This is a genomic window from Phycicoccus duodecadis (genome assembly GCF_002846495.1).
GTDB classification, from domain to species: domain Bacteria; phylum Actinomycetota; class Actinomycetes; order Actinomycetales; family Dermatophilaceae; genus Phycicoccus; species Phycicoccus duodecadis.
In genome coordinates this window covers 864,771-882,887 of record NZ_PJNE01000001.1, presented here as the reverse complement: position 1 = coordinate 882,887, position 18,117 = coordinate 864,771, and the positions used below count along the sequence as shown (strand labels likewise).

General features: G+C 72.6%; 12 protein-coding genes. 3 read left to right on the top strand and 9 right to left on the bottom strand.

Going from position 1 to position 18,117, the window contains the following annotated elements; genetic code table 11:
- Positions 1-40 precede the first annotated feature (40 nt).
- From glgB to ATL31_RS03985, 6 genes are all read right to left on the bottom strand, one after another.
- Positions 41-2,266 (bottom strand): 1,4-alpha-glucan branching protein GlgB, encoded by a 2,226-nt coding sequence (gene glgB / locus ATL31_RS16785; protein WP_101394637.1) that lies wholly within the window; start codon positions 2,264-2,266, stop codon positions 41-43.
- Complete coding sequence (locus tag ATL31_RS16780; protein WP_101394636.1) at positions 2,263-3,717, bottom strand: maltokinase N-terminal cap-like domain-containing protein; 1,455 nt, start codon at positions 3,715-3,717, stop codon at positions 2,263-2,265. The genes glgB and ATL31_RS16780 overlap by 4 nt, the downstream gene beginning before the upstream one ends.
- The gene (gene treS, locus ATL31_RS04000; protein WP_245861882.1) at positions 3,710-5,461 is read right to left on the bottom strand and encodes a maltose alpha-D-glucosyltransferase; all 1,752 of its coding nucleotides are present in this window, start codon (positions 5,459-5,461) and stop codon (positions 3,710-3,712) included. Before treS ends, ATL31_RS16780 begins: the two co-directional genes overlap by 8 nt.
- A complete protein-coding gene (locus ATL31_RS03995) occupies positions 5,458-7,485 on the bottom strand; it encodes an alpha-1,4-glucan--maltose-1-phosphate maltosyltransferase (protein ID WP_101394635.1) in 2,028 nt (675 codons plus the stop codon). The genes treS and ATL31_RS03995 overlap by 4 nt, the downstream gene beginning before the upstream one ends.
- A gap of 82 nt (positions 7,486-7,567) precedes the next feature.
- A complete protein-coding gene (locus ATL31_RS03990; protein ID WP_101394634.1) occupies positions 7,568-10,111 on the bottom strand; it encodes a glycogen/starch/alpha-glucan phosphorylase in 2,544 nt (847 codons plus the stop codon).
- Positions 10,112-10,229: 118 nt separating this feature from the next.
- Entirely contained in the window at positions 10,230-11,531 is a 1,302-nt protein-coding gene (locus tag ATL31_RS03985; protein WP_101394633.1) for an alpha-hydroxy-acid oxidizing protein, read from the bottom strand.
- A 79-nt stretch (positions 11,532-11,610) separates the two neighbouring features.
- Here ATL31_RS03985 and ATL31_RS03980 point away from each other — a divergent pair, with 79 nt between their 5' ends.
- Positions 11,611-12,129: a hypothetical protein gene (locus ATL31_RS03980; RefSeq protein ID WP_101394632.1), complete on the top strand. Its 519-nt coding sequence runs from the start codon at positions 11,611-11,613 to the stop codon at positions 12,127-12,129.
- A gap of 73 nt (positions 12,130-12,202) precedes the next feature.
- Here ATL31_RS03980 and ATL31_RS03975 read toward each other — a convergent pair whose 3' ends face one another.
- The gene (locus tag ATL31_RS03975) at positions 12,203-13,093 is read right to left on the bottom strand and encodes a phytanoyl-CoA dioxygenase family protein (RefSeq protein WP_055816200.1); all 891 of its coding nucleotides are present in this window, start codon (positions 13,091-13,093) and stop codon (positions 12,203-12,205) included.
- A 254-nt stretch (positions 13,094-13,347) separates the two neighbouring features.
- The gene (gene glgX / locus ATL31_RS03970) at positions 13,348-15,516 is read right to left on the bottom strand and encodes a glycogen debranching protein GlgX (protein WP_101394631.1); all 2,169 of its coding nucleotides are present in this window, start codon (positions 15,514-15,516) and stop codon (positions 13,348-13,350) included.
- 35 nt (positions 15,517-15,551) lie between these two features.
- On the opposite strand from glgX, the gene ATL31_RS03965 reads away from it, so the two are divergent.
- Entirely contained in the window at positions 15,552-16,022 is a 471-nt protein-coding gene (locus ATL31_RS03965; RefSeq protein ID WP_101394630.1) for a T3SS (YopN, CesT) and YbjN peptide-binding chaperone 1, read from the top strand.
- Positions 16,019-16,798: an enoyl-CoA hydratase/isomerase family protein gene (locus ATL31_RS03960; protein ID WP_101394629.1), complete on the top strand. Its 780-nt coding sequence runs from the start codon at positions 16,019-16,021 to the stop codon at positions 16,796-16,798. Before ATL31_RS03965 ends, ATL31_RS03960 begins: the two co-directional genes overlap by 4 nt.
- A gap of 1 nt (position 16,799) precedes the next feature.
- Here ATL31_RS03960 and ATL31_RS03955 read toward each other — a convergent pair whose 3' ends face one another.
- Positions 16,800-18,092: a DUF2254 domain-containing protein gene (locus tag ATL31_RS03955; RefSeq protein ID WP_158239780.1), complete on the bottom strand. Its 1,293-nt coding sequence runs from the start codon at positions 18,090-18,092 to the stop codon at positions 16,800-16,802.
- Positions 18,093-18,117 lie beyond the last annotated feature (25 nt).

Sequence of the window (18,117 nt, the reverse complement as noted above, 5' to 3'; positions counted from 1 at the left end):
AACACCGGCGTGTTCACACACGTTCGGGGGCGAGCGGGGGTCAGATGCCGAGCTCGGGGGCCGGCTTCTCGGTGCCGGGCACCGGCGCCAGGTAGAGCGTCGAGAGCCGTGCCACGCGCACCGTCACCGAGTACGGCTGGTCGTTCCACGGCGAGGTCTCGGCCTCGAGGACGATGCCGGCCTGGCTGGGGCTGCTCGCCTCGTCGTAGCCACTGGTGTCGAGCACCACCTCCCAGCGCCCGGAGCGGGGCACGCCCACCCGCACCCACTCCTTGTCCTGGCCGCTGTAGTTGACCAGCGAGGCCACGACGTCGCCGGTGCCGTCGGCGTTCTCGAAGCGCAGGTACGACAGCAGGTTGCCGGTGTTGTCGTCGGCGTCGAGCCAGCGGAAGCCGGCCGGCTGCGCGTCGAGCGCCCACAGCGCCGGGTGCTCGCGGTAGAGGGTGTTGAGCTCCTTGACCAGCGCGTGCACGCGGTAGTGCGCGGCGTGGTCGAGCAGCCACCAGTCGAGCGAGCGGCCGTCGGCCCACTCGCCGGGCTGGGCGAACTCCGAGCCCATGAAGAGCAGCTGCTTGCCGGGGTGGCTCCACATGTAGGCCAGGAAGGCCCGCACGGTCGCGAGCTGGTCGGGCCGCTCGCCGGGGATCTTGGTGACCAGCGAGCCCTTGCCGTGGACGACCTCGTCGTGGCTGATCGGCAGCACGAAGCTCTCGCTGAAGGCGTACATCAGCGAGAAGGTCAGCAGGTTGTGGTGGTACTGGCGGTGCACCGGCTCCTCGTGGAGGTAGCGCAGGGTGTCGTTCATCCAGCCCATGTTCCACTTCAGCCCGAAGCCCAGGCCGCCGGCCGAGGTGGGCTTGGTGACACCCGGCCACGAGGTCGACTCCTCGGCGATGGTGACGATGCCGGGCACCCGCTTGTAGGCGGTGGCGTTGGCCTCCTGGAGCAGCCCGATCGCCTCGAGGTGCTCCGGGCCGCCGTGGACGTTGGGGATCCACTCGCCGTCGCGGCGCGAGTAGTCGAGGTAGAGCATCGAGGCCACGGCGTCGACCCGCAGGCCGTCGATGTGGAACTCCTCGAGCCAGTACACGGCGTTGGCCACGAGGAAGTTGCGCACCTCGAGCCGGCCGAAGTCGAACACGTGCGTGCCCCAGTCGGGCTGGTCACCGCGACGCGGGTCCGGGTGCTCGTAGAGCGGCAGCCCGTCGAAGCGCGCCAGCGCGAACTCGTCCCGCGGGAAGTGGCCGGGGACCCAGTCGAGGATGACGCCCACGCCCGCGCGGTGCAGGGCGTCGACGAGGTACTTGAAGTCGTCGGGGGTGCCGAAGCGTGCGGTCGGCGCGTAGTAGCCGGTGACCTGGTAGCCCCACGACGGGCCGTAGGGGTGCTCCATCACGGGCAGGAGCTCGACGTGGGTGAAGCCGAGGTCGGTGACGTAGTTGACCAGGTGCTCGGCCAGGTCGCGGTACGTCATGCCCTGGCGCCACGAGCCCAGGTGCACCTCGTAGACGCTCATCGGGCCGGTGTGCGGGTCGGCGGCGGCGCGGCGCTCCATCCACGCGTCGTCCCCCCACGTGTGGTGGCTGTCGTCGACGACGGAGCCCGTGCGTGGCGGGCACTCGGTGCGCCGCGCCATCGGGTCGGCCTTGGTGCGCACGCCGTCGTCGGCGCCCCGGATCTCGTACTTGTAGACCTCGCCCGCGCCCACGCCCGGCACGAAGAGCTCCCAGACCCCGCTGGCGCCGAGGAGGCGCATCGGGTGCATCCGCCCGTCCCAGCCGTTGAAGTCGCCGACCACGCGCACGGCCTTGGCCCGGGGGGCCCACACCGCGAACGAGGTGCCGCGCACGGTGCCCATCGGGCCGCCGTACTCGTGCACCCGCGCCCCCAGGACGGTCCACAGCTCCTCGTGGCGACCCTCGCCGACCAGGTGCAGGTCGACCTCGCCGAGGGTCGGCGCGAAGCGGTATGGGTCGTCCTGCTCGTGCTCGACGCCGTCGCCCCAGGCCACGAGCAGGCGGTAGTCCATGGTCGCGGTGGCGTCGGTGCGCACGCCGGTCCAGACGCCCTCGGCCTCGTGGTCGAGGGTGAGCTCCTCGCCGTCCTCGAACCGGACCCGCACGGCGCTCGCGAGCGGCTTCAGGACGCGGATGCGCAGGCCGCCCGGCTCGAGGTGCTGGCCGAGCAGGTCGTGCGGCTGCTGGTGGCGGCCCTGGACCAGCGCGGTGATCGCGCCGCCGACCTCGGGGCTGGGGGTGGGAGTCACGAACGGTCTCCTTGCGAGGTGGGGGAGGGGGCCTGGGCGGTGAGGCGACGGACGGCGCCCAGTGGGATGCCGACCCACGCGGGGCGGTTGCGCGCCTCGTAGACGACCTCGTACATCGCCTTGTCGATCTCGAAGGCGGCCAGCAGTGCCCCGAGGCGGCGGGGATCGGCACCGGCCTCGGCGGCGTAGCCGTCGAGGAAGGCCTGCTGGGTGGCGGTGACCCAGTCGCGGGCCGAGAGGCCGACGGCCTGCTCCCGGGTGCCACCCACGTAGTCGAAGCTGCGCAGCATCCCGGCGACGTCGCGGGCCCACTGGTCGGGCAGCGAGCGCTCGGCGAGCGGGCGCAGCGGCTCGCCCTCGAAGTCGAGCAGGACCCAGCCCCGCTCGGGCGAGTGCAGCACCTGGCCGAGGTGGTAGTCGCCGTGGATGCGCTGCAGGTCGGGCCACGGCGCGGCGGCCGCGGCCTCGAACACCGCCTCGACGGCCGGGCGGGCCGAGGCGAGGTCGGGCACCTCGACGACGGCGGCGTCGACCCGCCCGCGCATGGCGGCGAGGATGGCGTCGGCCTGCTCGGGCCGGGTGGGCGTGGTGCCGAGGGCGCCGGCCAGCACGCGGTGCACCTCGGCCGTCGCGGCGCCGAGGTCGCGGGCGGGGCCGGTGAAGTCGGTGCCGTCCTCGGCCGCGCGCAGCGCGACCCGCCACGCGTCCTCGACGCCGGGCAGGAACTCCTGCGCGAACGCGAGGTGGCCGGTGGCCTCGTGGTCACCCTCGGGGCCGGGGTGGGGCCAGGCGCCGGTGACGGCCCCGACCAGGGCCGGGACCCGGCGCGAGCCGGCGTCGACCAGCGCGCCCTGGAGGACGACGTCGGGGTTCTCGCCGGGCGAGAGCATCCGGAAGACCTTGACGATGAGGGGGACGTGGCGGCCCGCGTCGTCGCTGGTGTCGAGGATGACCGAGGTGTTGGACTGTTCACCGGTGAGCACGCGCGAGGAGCGCACCCGTACCGCCGAGCCCCAGCTCGGCTGTGGCGCCCCGGCGACCGAGCCCTCGGGCGCGTCGGTGGCCGAGGAGGACACCGCGCTCACCCGGCCCTGGACGAGCTCGAGCAGCTGGGCCGCGTAGACCGGGTCGTGCGGGGCGTCGTAGACCCAGCGCCGCCCGAGGACCGAGTGCTCGAGGACGCCCACGAGGGCGTGGTCGGCCGAGGCCAGCGGCTCGCCGCGGTACGTGAGCGGCACCTGGTAGACGACGGTCTCGTCGCCCGCCTCGTCGGCCACCAGCAACGTCTCGACGCCCACCTCGCCCGCCGGGTCGTCGAGCCGCCACGCGGCCAGCCGGCGCAGCACGGGGCGCCGGCCCTTGGCCGCGTACCAGCGCTGCCCGCCCATCCAGCCCTCGAGGAGCTCGAGCTTGGTCGGCGTGAGGGTGGCGCCGGTGTGGATCTCAGCCATGGGTGCCCCCGGCCGGCGGGTCGAGCGCGAGCCAGAAGAAGTCGCGCGACCCGAGGGTGACCGTGAGCTCGCCGGTGGGCCCGATGTCGGGGAAACCGGTGCCGCCGAACAGGTCCCGGGTCTGGTAGCCGGCGAAGTGCTCGGGCACCTGGATGGTGCTGGCCTGCGGCCGCGACGACAGGTTGTTGACGCAGAGCACGGCTCGGGCCGAGCGGTCCTCGACCTCGCGCTCACGGCGGTCGACGCGCACGAACGACAGGACCCGGTCGTGCGAGGACGCGCACACCTCGAAGTCCCCGAGCCCGAACACGGGGTGCTCGCGCCGGACGGCGAGCATCCCCCGCAGCCAGTGCAGGAAGGAGGAGCCCGAGGCCATCTGGGCCTCGACGTTGACGTGGCTGTAGTTGTGCACCAGCGACTGGATGACCGGCAGGTAGAGCTTGCCGGGGTCGGCGGTGGAGAACCCCGCGTTGCGGTCGGGGGTCCACTGCATCGGGGTGCGCACGGCGTCGCGGTCGTCGAGCCAGATGTTGTCGCCCATCCCGATCTCGTCGCCGTAGTAGAGGCAGGGCGACCCGGGCAGCGAGAGCAGCAGCGCGTGGATGAGCTCGATCTCGGGGCGGCTGTTGTCGAGCAGCGGCGAGAGGCGGCGCCGGATGCCGACGTTGGCCCGCATCCGGGGGTCGGGGGCGTACCAGCCGTACATGGCGGCGCGCTGCTCCGGCGTGACCATCTCGAGGGTCAGCTCGTCGTGGTTGCGCAGGAAGGTGCCCCACTGGGTGCCCGGCGGGATGGCGGGGGTGTCGGCGAGCACGTCGATGATCGGCGCCGCCTTCTCCTCGCGCAGGGCGTAGTAGAGCATCGGCATCACCGGGAAGTGGAAGCACATCTGGCACTCCGGCGCCTCCTCGGTGCCGAAGTAGTCGACGACGTCGCCGGGCGGCTGGTTGGCCTCGGCGAGGAGGATGCGCCCGGGGTACTCGGCGTCGACCATCGCCCGCAGCGACGCCAGGAACTCGTGGGTCTTGGGGTGGTTCTCGCCGTTGTGCCCCTCCTCCTCGTAGAGGTAGGGCACGGCGTCGAGCCGGAAGCCGTCGATGCCCATGTCCATCCAGAACCGCACGGCGTCGAAGATGGCGTCGTGGACCGCCGGGTTCTCGAAGTTCAGGTCGGGCTGGTGGCTGAAGAACCGGTGCCAGAAGAACTGCCGGCGGATGGGGTCGAAGGTCCAGTTCGAGGTCTCGGTGTCGATGAAGATGATGCGGGCGTCGGTGTACTTGTCGTCGGTGTCGGACCACACGTAGAAGTCCCCGTACGGGCCCTCGGGGTCGCTGCGCGAGGCCTGGAACCACGGGTGCTGGTCGCTGGTGTGGTTCATCACGAGGTCGGTGACGATGCGGATGCCGCGGGCGTGCGCCTGGGTGATGAGCTCACGGAACTCCGGGAGGGTGCCGAACTCGGGCAGCACCTGGGTGTAGTCGGAGATGTCGTAGCCACCGTCGCGCAGGGGGCTGGCGTAGAACGGCGGCAGCCAGAGGCAGTCGACGCCCAGCCACTGCAGGTAGTCGAGCCGGTTGATGATGCCGGCGAAGTCGCCCTCGCCGGAGCCGGTGGAGTCGCCGAAGGCGCGCACCAGGACCTCGTAGAAGACGGCGGTGCGGAACCACTCGGGGTCGTGGCGCAGCCCGGGCTGGTTCATGCCGAGACCGGGGTGGCTGTGCCCCATGCCGGGGATCGCGCTCATCGGGCCCTCCTGACGGCGACCACGTGCACGGGCTCGACCTCGGGCCCGAGGCGGACGTAGACCTCCTGCTGCCACTGCCAGGTGTGCCCGGTGAGCAGGTCGGTGGCCTCGAGCGTCTCGCCCGGCTCGGCGCCGAGGGCCGCCAGGTCGAGGCGCAGCGTGGTGGCCCGGGTCGAGTGGGGGTCGAGGTTGGCGACGACGAGCACCACGTCGTCGGTGCCGTCGGGCAGGGCCCGTCGCTTGGAGAACGCCAGGAAGTTCTCGTCGTCGACGTGGTGGAAGCGGATGCCGCGCAGGCGGTGCAGCGCGGGGTGCTCGCGGCGGATCTCGTTGAGCCGGGTGAGGTAGCCCGCCAGCGACCTCCCCTCCCGGGCCCCGCCGGGCTCGTCGTCGGCCCAGCGCCGGTCCTTGAACTCGTACTTCTCGTTGTCGATCTGCTCGTCGGCGCCCGGGCGGGCCACGTGCTCCATCAGCTCGTAGCCGGCGTAGATGCCGTAGGTGGGGACCAGGGTGGCGGCCAGGGCGGCGCGCAGCTTCCAGGCGGCGGGGCCGCCGAACTGCAGGTAGGGCGTCAGGATGTCGTGGGTGGTGGGCCAGAACGAGGGGCGCATGTAGGAGGCCGACTCGCCCGCGAGCTCCTCGACGTACTCGCGCAGCTCGGGGGCGGTGTTGCGCCAGGTGTAGTACGTGTAGCTCTGCTGGAAGCCGATCTTGCCGAGGGTGTGCATCATCGCGGGCTTGGTGAAGGCCTCGGCCAGCCAGATCACGTCGGGATGGTCCTTCGCCACGTCGGCGATGAGCCACTGCCAGAACTCGACCGGCTTGGTGTGCGGGTTGTCGACCCGGAAGATCTCGACGCCGTGGTCGATCCACACCTGCACCACGGCGCGCACGGCGGCGTAGATGCCCGCCGGGTCGTTGTCGAAGTTCAGCGGGTAGATGTCCTGGTACTTCTTCGGCGGGTTCTCGGCGAAGGCGATGGTGCCGTCGGCGCGGGTGGTGAACCACTCGGGGTGCGCGGCGACCCAGGGGTGGTCGGGCGAGCACTGCAGGGCGAGGTCCATGGCGACCTCCATCCCCAGCCGCTTCGCCTCGGCCACGAAGGCGTCGAAGTCGTCGAAGGTGCCGAGGTCGGGGTGGATGGCGTCGTGCCCGCCGTCGGGGGAGCCGATGGCGTAGGGGCTGCCCGGGTCCTCGGGGCGCGCGTCGAGGGTGTTGTTGGGGCCCTTCTTGGCCGCCTGCCCGATCGGGTGGATGGGCGTGAGGTAGACGACGTCGAAGCCCATCGCCGCCACGGCCGGCAGCCGGCCCGCGGCGGTGCGCAGCGTGCCGGTGTGCCACCGGTGCTCGTCCTCGTCGTAGTGCGCCCCCTCGCTGCGCGGGAAGAGCTCGTACCACGCGCCGTAGAGGGCTCGCTCGCGCTCGACGAGGAGCGGCAGCTCGCGCGAGGGCGAGACCAGGTCACGCAGCGGGCGCTCGCCCAGCTCGGTCTCGACGTCGGCCGCGGTGCCGGCCCGCAGCCGTAGCGCCGGAGGCCGGGCGGTGTCGCGCAGGCCCGTGATGGCGTCGATCAGCAGCTGCTCCTGTTCGGCGGTGCGGTCGACCTCGTCGACGGCCCGCTCGAGGACGCGGGCGCCCTCCTCGAGCATCAGCTCGGTGTCGACGTCGGCGGCCACCTTGATGGTGGCGTCGTGCTCCCAGGTGCCGTAGGGGTCTGACCAGCCCTCGACCCGGTAGGACCACCAGCCGGTGCGGTCGGGGGTGACCCGTGCGACCCAGGTGTCGAGCCCGGGGTTGGTGCACGTCATCGGGTGGAAGGTCTCGACGCCGTCGGGGTCGGTGAGGACGACGGTGGCGTTGACGGCGTCGTGGCCCTCGCGGAACACGGTGGCCCGGACCTCGAGCTCCTCGCCGACGACCGCCTTGGCGGGCCGGTCGCCGTGGTCGACCACCGGTCTGACGTCGAGGACCGGGATCCGTCCGAGGGGGGTCTGCGGAGGGGCGGTACGGAGGGCGTCACTCACCCCACCGAACCTACACGGGCCGACGCTCCCGACGCAGTCGCGCCACCCGGCGGCCCCGGCCGGTCCGGGCCGGTCAGGCCGGTCAGGCGTGCCAGATGCGCTCGAGGTAGTCGCGCATCGAGCGGTCCGAGGAGAAGTAGCCCGAGCGCGCCACGTTGAGGATGGCCGAGCGCGACCAGGCGTCGGGGTCGGCGTACGCGGCGTCGACCCGGGCCTGGGCGTCGAGGTAGGCGCGGAAGTCCGCCAGCACCATGAACGAGTCCTGGTGCAGCAGGTTGTCGACCACCGGCGCCACCGCCTGGCGGTCGCCGCCGGTGAAGTGCCCACTGGCCAGCAGGTCGATGGTGCTGCGCAGCTGCGGGTCGGACTCGTAGACCGCCGACGGGGTGTAGCCGCGCGCCGTGAGCTCCTCGACCTCGGGCTCGGTCATCCCGAACAGGAAGAAGTGCTCGTCGCCCACCAGCCGGCGGATCTCGACGTTGGCGCCGTCGTCGGTGCCGATCGTGAGCGCGCCGTTGAGCGCGAACTTCATGTTGCCGGTGCCCGAGGCCTCCTTGCCCGCGAGCGAGATCTGCTCGGACAGGTCGGCGGCCGGGATGAGCTTCTCGGCCAGGGTCACGTTGTAGTTGGCGGGGAACGCCACCGAGAGCCGCCCGGCCACCGCCGGGTCGGCGTTGACGACGTCGGCCACCGCGTTGATGAGGAAGATGATCTCCTTCGCCAGGTGGTAGCCGGGGGCCGCCTTGGCGCCGAAGACGAAGGTGCGCGGGGTGACCTGCTCGGCCGGGACGCGGCCGGAGACGACGTCGTCGTAGAGCGAGACGATGTGCAGCAGCTTCAGGGTCTGGCGCTTGTACTCGTGCAGGCGCTTGACCATGACGTCGAGCATCGCCTCGGGGGGCAGCTCGAGGCCGTCGCGCACCCGCAGCAGGGTGGTGAGCCGCTCCTTGTTGGCCTGCTTGACGGCGCGGAACTGCTCGCGGAAGCCGGCGTCGTCGGCGTAGGGCTCGAGCTCGCGCAGCCGGTCGAGGTCGGTGACCCAGCCGTCGCCGATGGTCTCGGTGAGGAGGTCCGACAGCCGCCGGTTCGCCAGCCGCACGAAGCGCCGCGGGGTGACGCCGTTGGTGACGTTGGTGAACTTCTCGGGCCACAGCCGCGAGAAGTCCGGCAGCACCTTGTCACGCAGCAGCTGGCTGTGCAGCTCGGCGACGCCGTTGACCTTGGAGGCGGCCACGGTGGCGAGGTAGGCCATCCGGACCGCCCGCTCGGGGTGCTCGGCGATGATCGACATCCGCCGCACCAGCATCTCGTCGCCGGGGTGCGCCTCGCGGACCTCCTCGAGGAACTCCTCGTTGATCCGGTAGATGATCTCGAGGTGGCGGGGGAGCAGGCGCCCGAGCAGCTCGGCGGACCAGACCTCGAGGGCCTCGGGCAGCAGCGTGTGACAGGTGTAGGCGAAGCACTTCTGGGTGATCTCCCAGGCCTCGTCCCACGCGAAGCCCTTGCGGTCGACGAGGATCCGCATCAGCTCGGGGATGGCGATGACGGGGTGGGTGTCGTTGAGCTGGAAGATGATCCGCTGGTGGAGCCGGCGCAGGTCGAAGTCCGCGGGCAGGGTGTTGTCGATGAAGTCGTGCAGCGAGCACGCCACGAAGAAGTACTGCTGCTGCAGGCGCAGCTCCTTGCCCTGGGGCGTGGAGTCCTCGGGGTAGAGCACCTTGCTGATGTTCTCGGCGGTGGTCTGGGCCCGCACGGCCTGCGCGTAGTCACCGGAGTTGAAGATCTGGAGGTCGAAGGCCTGGGTGGCGCGGGCGCTCCACAGCCGCAGGGTGTTGACGACGCCGTTGCGATGGCCCGGGACCATGTAGTGGTACGGCATCCCGATGACCTGCCAGTCGGGGGTCCAGGTGCAGCGCTCGCGACCGTCGGCGTCGGTGGTGGTCTCGGTGCTGCCCCCGAAGCTCACCAGCACCTGGCGCTCGGGGTGCGGGAACTCCCACGGGTTGCCCAGCGAGAGCCACGAGTCGGGCACCTCGACCTGGCGGTCGGCCTCGAAGGTCTGGCGGAAGATGCCGTACTCGTAGCGGATGCCGTAGCCGATGCAGGGCACGTCCATCGTGGCGAGCGAGTCGACGAAGCAGGCGGCGAGCCGGCCCAGGCCCCCGTTGCCGAGCCCGGGCTCGACCTCCTGGGCGCGCAGGGTGGCGATGTCGATGCCGCAGCGCTCCATCGCGACCTGCGCGATGTCCTGGAGGTTGGTGGCGAGCAGGTTGTTGCCCAGCTGGCGTCCGAGGAGGTACTCGGCCGAGAGGTAGCCGACCGTCTTCTGTTGGGTCTGCCGGCGCCGCGTCCCGGTCTCGAGCCAGTCGGCCATGAGGTAGCGGCGGACCGTGCGGGCCAGCGCCAGGTACTGGTCGTTGACCGTCGACTGCGACAGCAGGGTGCCCTGCCCGTAGTTCAGCTCGCCGAGGAAGGTCTCGACGAAGCCGTCGACCGTCGGCGCCGGCTGGACGACGGGGCCCGACGCCAGGGGGTGGCTGGTGCGGAACGCGGGGCCGATCCGGCGGACGTCGGTCGTCGGCGACTCGTCGGACATGACGGCGGGGCGGGGCGCGGTGTCGGTCATTCGAGGTCGTCCTTCGGGGCCGGGAGGTGGGTCAGGTGCAACGGCGGGGGTGCGCTGGACAGGGTAGCCATCTCGTGCGGAAACGCTTGCACACTTCGGGGCGGCCGGCCGGGAGGACTCAGGATGCGGGCGCGGCCACGAGCCGGTCGGGGGTGAGGTCGGCCAGGGTCCGGCAGCCGGTGAGGGCCATGGTCAGGTCCAGCTCGGCCAGCAGGTGGCGCAGGACCTGGGCGGCCCCCTCCTGGCCGGCCAGGGCCAAGCCGTAGACGTAGGGCCGCCCGATGCCGACCGCGGTGGCGCCGAGGGCCATGGCGACGAAGACGTCGGCGCCGGTGCGCACGCCGGAGTCGAACAGGACCGGCATCGCCGAACCCCGGCCCCGCACGGCGTCGACGACCCCGGGCAGCGCGTCGAGGGCGCCCACGCTGCGGTCGACCTGCCGGCCGCCGTGGTTCGAGACCCAGACGCCGTCGACCCCGGCGTCGACCGCCCGCTGCGCGTCCTGGGGGTGCAGCACGCCCTTGAGGACGATCGGCAGCGAGGTCATGGCGCGCAGCCGGGGCAGGTCGTCCCAGGTGAGGCCGGGGCGCGAGAACACGTCGAGGAAGGTCTCGACCGCGGCTCGCGGCACCGGCGAGGTCACGTTCTCGCGCGTGGGCCCGGGGTGGTTGCGGCTCATCGAGAGCAGTGTCCGCACCGCCGTCGGGGTGGGGCGGGGCGACGGCTCGGACGGCCGCCCGGCGGCGGCGTCGACCCGCTCCCGCACCAGGCGCCGGAAGACCGGGTCGGAGGTGTACTGCGCGATGCCCTCGCCCCGGGCGAACGGCAGGTGTCCGAGGTCGAGGTCACGCGGCCGCCAGCCCAGGTAGGCGGTGTCGAGCGTGACCACGAGCGCGTCGCTGCCGCACGCCTGGGCGCGGTGCACCAGCGAGGCCGCCAGGTCGTCGTCGTTGCTCCAGTACAGCTGGTACCAGTGCCCGGCGCCGCGCACGGCGGCCGCGACGTCCTCCATCGGCACGCTGGCCTGGGTGCTGAGGACGGGGGTCACGCCCTCGCCGGCCGCGGCCCGCGCCGCGGCCAGGTCGGCGTCGGGGTGCGCACTCGAGAGCACCCCCACCGGCGAGAGCAGCAGCGGCGACCCGTGGCGCCGGCCCAGCAGCTCGACCGACAGGTCGCGCTCGCGGGTGTCGACGAGCATCCGGGGGAGCACCCGCCGGCGGTCGAAGGCGGCACGGTTGGCGCGGGCGCTCGCCTCGCCGCCGGCCGACCCCGCCACGTACGCGAAGGCGCGGCGCGACATCACCTTCTCGGCGGCCGCCTCGAGGTGGCGACCGTCGGTCGGGACCGCCGGGCGGTGCCCGAAGGAGCCGGCGCGGTAGATCGCGCCCTGCACGAGACGTCCGATGTCGGTGGCGGCCACGAGCGCCTGTCTACCGGACCGGGCCGCCGGAAGCCACTGTCGGCGCGCGGTGCCCGGGTGGGGCCCCTAGGGTTCTCGGGTGCACCGTTTCCCCTGGGCCGCATGGGGCCTGCTCGTCGTCGTCATCGACCTCCCCCTGCGCGGGTGGGACGTGGCGCCCGACGTCGTCGGCTACGCCTGGGTCCTCTACGGGCTGTGGGGCGCCGCCGCCCGGCCGTTCCTGGTGGCGCGGGTGGCCGCGGTCGTGGGCCTGGCGGTGTGGGTCGTCACCGGCACGCCGCTGTTCGCCGCCGACCGCTACGTGATCCTCCAGTACACGGCGCTCACCGTCGAGGCGGTCGTGTGGGCCGTGCTCGTGCACCAGCTGTGCACCGGGGTGATGGCCGTCGGCATCCCCGAGGACCTCGAGCGGTGGGCCCATCGGCTGGCCCTCGCGGCGGTGGCCCTCGGTGTGCTGCTCGTCGGGTCGCTGGTGCTGTACGCCACCTCGGGTCTGGCCCTCTACGGGCTGGCCGTGGTCGCCGCCGTGGTGGTGGGGCTGCTGGCGGTCGTCCTGCTCCAGCGGGTGTCCCGGTCGGGCGCGCTCACCGCCGCCTGACCGGCGCCGGCCCGCCCACGACGAGGGCCCGCCGCTCCCGGACATCGGGAGGGCGGGCCCTGGGCGTGCGGGGTCAGCGCAGGAAGGGGATGGCCCGGTCGAGCAGGCCGCGCTCCTTGAGCTCGGCGCGCAGCGGGATCTCGTCGTCGATCCAGCCGCTCTGCTTGATGCCCCAGAACGAGGCGTGGTCGGGGCCGTAGCCGAGGAGCTGCTGGTGCAGCGGCGAGAGGTTCTTGAACCACTCGGAGTCCTGGTCGGCGACGTCCTCGTCGAGGGGGCGGATCCAGCGGTAGGTGTAGCCGATGAACATCAGCTTGCGGATGCGCTCGCTCTTGTTCATCGAGCGGCTGTGCCAGATGCGGCGGTCGAAGATGAACGCGTCACCCGGCTCGAGGCACACCTCGACGGCACCCTCCGGCTCGATGATGGGGTCGCCCGGCTTCTCGGGGCGGCCGGCGAGGGTGTTGCTCTTGTGGCTGCCCGGGATGACCTTGGTGTTGCCGTAGCCCGGCTCGGAGAGGTCGGTCAGGGCGTAGCAGATCTTCGTCATGAACATCGGACGCACGTCCATGTCGATGTCGGAGTTCTGGCGGTAGCCGTCCTGGTGCCAGTTCCAGAAGGGCGGCTCGTCCTTCGGGGGGTTGACGTCGATGTGGTTGTGGTGGGTGTAGATGTTCCAGCCCATGGTCCCCCAGATGTAGGGGAAGGTCGTGGGCCAGGTGAGCAGCTCGGGGAAGCGCGGGTCCTTGTGCAGCCAGCCCATGACGTGGATCGACTTGTCGGGGCGGCGGCGGTCGGCCGCCTCCTCCTCGGCGTAGATCCGGTCGACGGCGTTCTCGAAGTACGCCCGGTCCTCCTCGGGCAGGGCGCCCTTGATGACCACGAAGCCGTCGCGGTCGTACTGCTCGCGGATGGCGGGGTCGAGCGGCTCGAAGCCGGTGGGGGCCTGGGTGGTCGCGGTCATGCTCGGATGCTCCTCACGTGGTGCCGACGACGGCGGGGGCACCGCTCCCGCTGCCGCGCACGCAGGCACGGCTCGTTTCCCCCAGTGTAGGACCGGGGGCCGCGCGAGCCGGGAGGCGAGGCGGTGCCGGGTGCGGCGCCCGTGCCCGTGCACCTGCCCGTCGAGAGGAGGCGACACGCACACCGCGAGGCTCCGACGACGTGCGTGTCGCCTCATCTCGACCAGGGCCGGGCGGGGGCGCGGTCACCGACGGGTCAGGCCGTGGCGTAGAGGCGCAGGGTGCCGGGCGCGACCGTCACCCGGGCGGGGGCCGCGACGTCCTCGGTGCTCCCCGCGTCGACCTGCGGGCGGTCGTGGGCGCTGTCCCAGCGCAGCCGGTGGCGCGCGCCGGCGGGGGGCGCCGGCAGGGTCACCTCGGCCGCGTCGGAGGAGCCGTTGAGCACCAGCAGCGCCCCGGGCTCGCAGGGCGCCGGCGCGGCCAGCGCCATCTGCAGGACCCGCGAGCGGGCGTCGTGCCATCGCTCGCCCATCGGCGTGCCGTCGGCGCCGAACCAGCCGATGTCGGGGGTGCCGTCGCCGTCGACGTCGCGGCCCAGCAGCCAGGTGCGCTGCCGCAGCACCGGCAGCTCCCGGCGCAGGGCGAGCAGACGGCGGGTCGTGGCGAGCAGGTCCTCCTGCCACGGCGCGAGGTCCCAGTCGACCCACGAGATCTCGTTGTCCTGGCAGTAGGGGTTGTTGTTGCCCCCCTGGGTGCGCCCGAGCTCGTCGCCGGCGTTGATCATCGGGACCCCCGACGACAGCAGCAGGGTGCCGAGCAGTGCGCGCAGGGCCCGGGTCCGCGCGGCCAGGACCGCCGGGTCGTCGGTGGGCCCCTCGGCCCCGTGGTTCCACGAGCCGTTGCCGTCGGAGCCGTCGCGGTTGTCCTCGCCGTTGGCCTCGTTGTGCTTGTGGTCGTACGACACCAGGTCGGCGAGGGTGAAGCCGTCGTGGGCGGTGACGAAGTTGACCGACGCCGTGGGCCCGCGGTCACGCGCCCCGAAGAGGTCGTGCGAGCCCGTGAGGCGGGTCGCCAGGTCGCGGGCGTCGTGCCCCGGGTGCCCCTGTGACTGCGCCCGGGCCTCGCCGACCCAGAACCGCCGCGTGCCGTCGCGGAAGCGGTCGTTCCACTCCTGGAAGGGCGGCGGGAACTGCCCGGTCCGCCAGCCGTGGATGCCGAGGTCCCACGGCTCGGCGACGAGGGTGACCCGCGAGAGCACGGGGTCGGTGCGCAGGGCCACGAGGAACGGGTGGTCGGGGTCGAAGTCGTCGCTGCGTCCGCGCCCCAGGGCCACCGCGAGGTCGAAGCGGAACCCGTCGACGTGGTACTCCTGCACCCAGTGGCGCAGGCTGTCGAGCACCATCCGGCAGACCACCGGATGGCGCAGGTCGAGGGTGTTGCCGCAGCCGGTGACGTCGATGTCCCGGCCGCGGTCGTCGAGGCGGTAGTAGGCCCGCTGGTCCAGGCCGCGCCACGACAGCGTCGCGCCGGTGCGGCCCTGCTCGCAGGTGTGGTTGTAGACGACGTCGAGGATGACCTCGAGGCCCGCCTCGTGCAGGAGCTTGACCATGCCCTTGACCTCGTCGACCACGCCCTGCGGGTCCGTGGCGGCCGCGTAGGGGGCGTGCGGCGCGAGGAAGCCCAGGGTGTTGTAGCCCCAGTGGTTGCTCAGCCCCCGCCGGACCAGGTGCGGCTCGTGGGTGAAGGCCTGGACGGGCAGCAGCTCCACGGCGGTGACGCCCAGCGAGAGCAGGTGCTCGACCGAGGCCGGGTGGGCCAGGCCGGCGTAGGTGCCGCGCAGCGACTCCGGGACGCCGGGGTGGCGCATCGTCTGGTTGCGCACGTGCGCCTCGTAGACCACGCTCTCGCTGCGCGAGCGACCGGGCGGGGCGTCGGCCCCCCAGTCGAAGGCGTGGTCGACGACGACCCCGCGCGGCACGTGGCCGCGGCTGTCGAGCGGCGAGCGGACCTCGAGGTCGCCGGACCACGCGTCGTCGACCACGTGGCCGTAGATCTCGCGCCCCCAGGCGACCGAGCCCTCGACGGCCCCCGCGTAGGGGTCCAGCAGCAGCTTCGCGGGGTTGTGCAGGTGGCCGCGCTCGGGGTCCCACGGGCCGTCGACCCGCAGGTTGTAACGCTGGCCCGGCCCCATCCCGGGCACCTCGCCGAACCACCAGCCGTGCGCGCGCTCGCGCAGCGGCACCACGCGCTCGCTCTCGCCGGCGGTGTCGCCGGGCTCGAACAGGCTCACCGCCACGGCGTCGGCGTGGCCGGCGTAGACCGCCACGTCGGCGCCGCCGGGGGTCGGGGTGACGCCGGGGGGAGGAGGCAGGTCGCGGGTCAGCCGCCCGGGTGACGGCGTGCGCGGGTCCGGCCAGGGCGACATGGTGGCGAAGCCTAGTCAGTCGTTACGGTGGGACCATGACCGATCCCACGTCGCTGCCCAACTTCCCGCCTCCCGCGGACGAGCACCCCCTGCGTGGTCGCGTCCTCGACGTCCTGGTCGACCTCGGCCTCGCCCCCAACCTCGACGGCGACGGCGACGTGGCGTTCACCGTCAACGACCAGCAGCTCTTCGTCCGGTGCACCGAGGGCGACGTCGAGATCATGCGGCTGTTCGGCCAGTGGCAGATCCAGGAGGAGCTGCTCGGTGACCGGCTCGCGCTGCACGAGGCGTGCAACGAGATCAACCTGCACATGAACCACGTCAAGCTCGGGGTCGCCGGCACCACGCTGGTGGTCACCGGCGAGCACGTGGTCACCGCCGGCGCCGACCTGGGCATGCTCACCCAGGTCTCGATCCAGGTGGTGCTCTCGGCCGTGCACCTCTGGCACCAGCGCATCCTCGGGATCGACCCCGAGACCGGCGGGCCCGTGGGGGAGGGGCAGTGAGCGCCCTGGTCCGCCTCGAGGTCGAGGCCGGCATCGGCACCATCCGCATCGACCGGCCGCCGATGAACGCGCTGAACGCCGAGATCCAGCACGCGTTCGTCGAGGTGTGCCGCGAGGCGGCCGAGCGGGCCGACATCGCCGCGGTGGTCGTCTACGGCGGCGAGAAGGTCTTCGCCGCGGGCGCCGACGTCAAGGAGATGGCCACGATGTCGTACACCGACATGGTCGAGCACTCCTCGCTCCTGCAGGACTTCACCCGGGCCCTGGCGCGCATCCCCAAGCCCACCGTGGCGGCCGTCACCGGCTACGCCCTGGGCGGGGGCTGCGAGGTCGCGCTCGCGTGCGACTGGCGGGTCTGCGCCGACGACGCGCGCCTCGGCCAGCCCGAGATCCTGCTCGGCATCATCCCCGGCGCCGGGGGCACCCAGCGTCTCGCGCGCCTCGTGGGCCCGGCCAAGGCCAAGGACATCGTGTTCTCGGGTCGCTTCGTCGACGCGCAGGAGGCGCTGGCCATCGGGCTGGTCGACCGCGTGGTCCCCGCAGCCGACGTCTACAGCGCCGCGCGCGAGCTGGTGGCCCGCTACGTGGGGGGCCCGCGCTTCGCCGTCCGAGCCGCCAAGGAGGCCATCGACCGCGGTCTCGAGGTCGACCTCGAGACCGGGCTCGAGATCGAGCGTCAGCTGTTCGCCGGGCTCTTCGCCACGAAGGACCAGGAGACCGGGATGCGCAGCTTCGTCGAGCAGGGGCCCGGGAAGGCCACCTTCGAGGGCGCCTGAGTCAGCCGGCGTCCGCGTGCCGGCCACCGTGGCGCGCCCGGAGCGCCGCGCGCTTCTGCTCGACGGTGGCGGCGTGCTCCGGGCGCGCCATCCCCGCCAGGTCGGCCAGCACGCCCTCGATGCGGGCCGGCACCTGGAGGTCGTCGGCTCCGTAGTGCGCGATCTCGTCGACGGCCAGGTCGAGCAGCCGCGCGAAGCCGGTGGGCCGGTCGAGGACGCGCACGACGCCGTGACCGTCGACGAGATGGGGCGACCGGTCGGGTCGCGCCGCGGCCACCCGGAGGAGCCGGTGCAGCTCGTCGAGGACCTGGACCGCGGTCGTCGGGTCGTTGACGGCCGGGGAGAGGGCGCGCTCGGCGATGTCGACGAGCTGGCGGACGCCGAACTCGGGGTCCTGGGGCAGGCTGCGCTCCCGCCCGAGCCCGATCGCGGCGCGCACCGCGTCGACCACCCGGTCGTCGGCTCCCGCCCCGTGCACCAGCGCCAGCTCCTGCCCCTGGTGGCGCACCTCGCCCACCCGGGTCATCAGCTCCACGAGCACCCCGGAGCGTTCGGCGCACTCGACGAGGTGGGAGTAGTGGATGCGCTGGACACAGCCGTGCCCGGACCCGGTCGTCACGACGACCGTGGGGCCGGCGATCGGCGACCAGACGGGCGCGCCGGCCGTCCCCTCGCGCCACTCCTCGTCGGAGCCGGCGCCCAGCACCCGCGCCGTCCCGGCCGCCACCCGGTCGATCACCTCCACCACCTGGATGGACTGGGTGATGTGGTGGATGAACGCGAAGAACAGCGCCACGCTCGTGAGCACCAGCAGGAAGGCCACCGTCACCGAGACCTGGGGGACGACGACGGTGTCACCCCCGCGGATGGTGCGCAGCACCATCAGCGAGAAGACGAAGGAGGACGTGAAGACCCCGAGGGTCACCTGCACGGTCCGGCTCGCCAGGAACGAGCCGAGCAGCCGGGGGGTGAACTGGCTGCTGGCCAGCTGCATCACGACCAGGGTGATGGAGAACACCAGCCCCGTCACCGAGATCATCGCACTCGCGATCGTGCTCAGCAGGCTGCGCGCCGAGTCGACGTTGCCGTCGAACACGAACGGCACGTCGCCGAGGACCCGGTCGTCGAGGACGGGCAGCACCGTGGCGGCGACCACCGCCAGGAGGGTGATGGTCGACGGCAGGACCCAGAAGGGTCTCCACGTCGCCTCCCACCAGCCCACGGAGTCGGGGTCGCCGACGGGTCCGACCGTGCGGCGGACGGTCCCTCGCGTTCCCTCACCCTGACTGCTCACGGTCACGATCCTGTCAGAGCCGTGC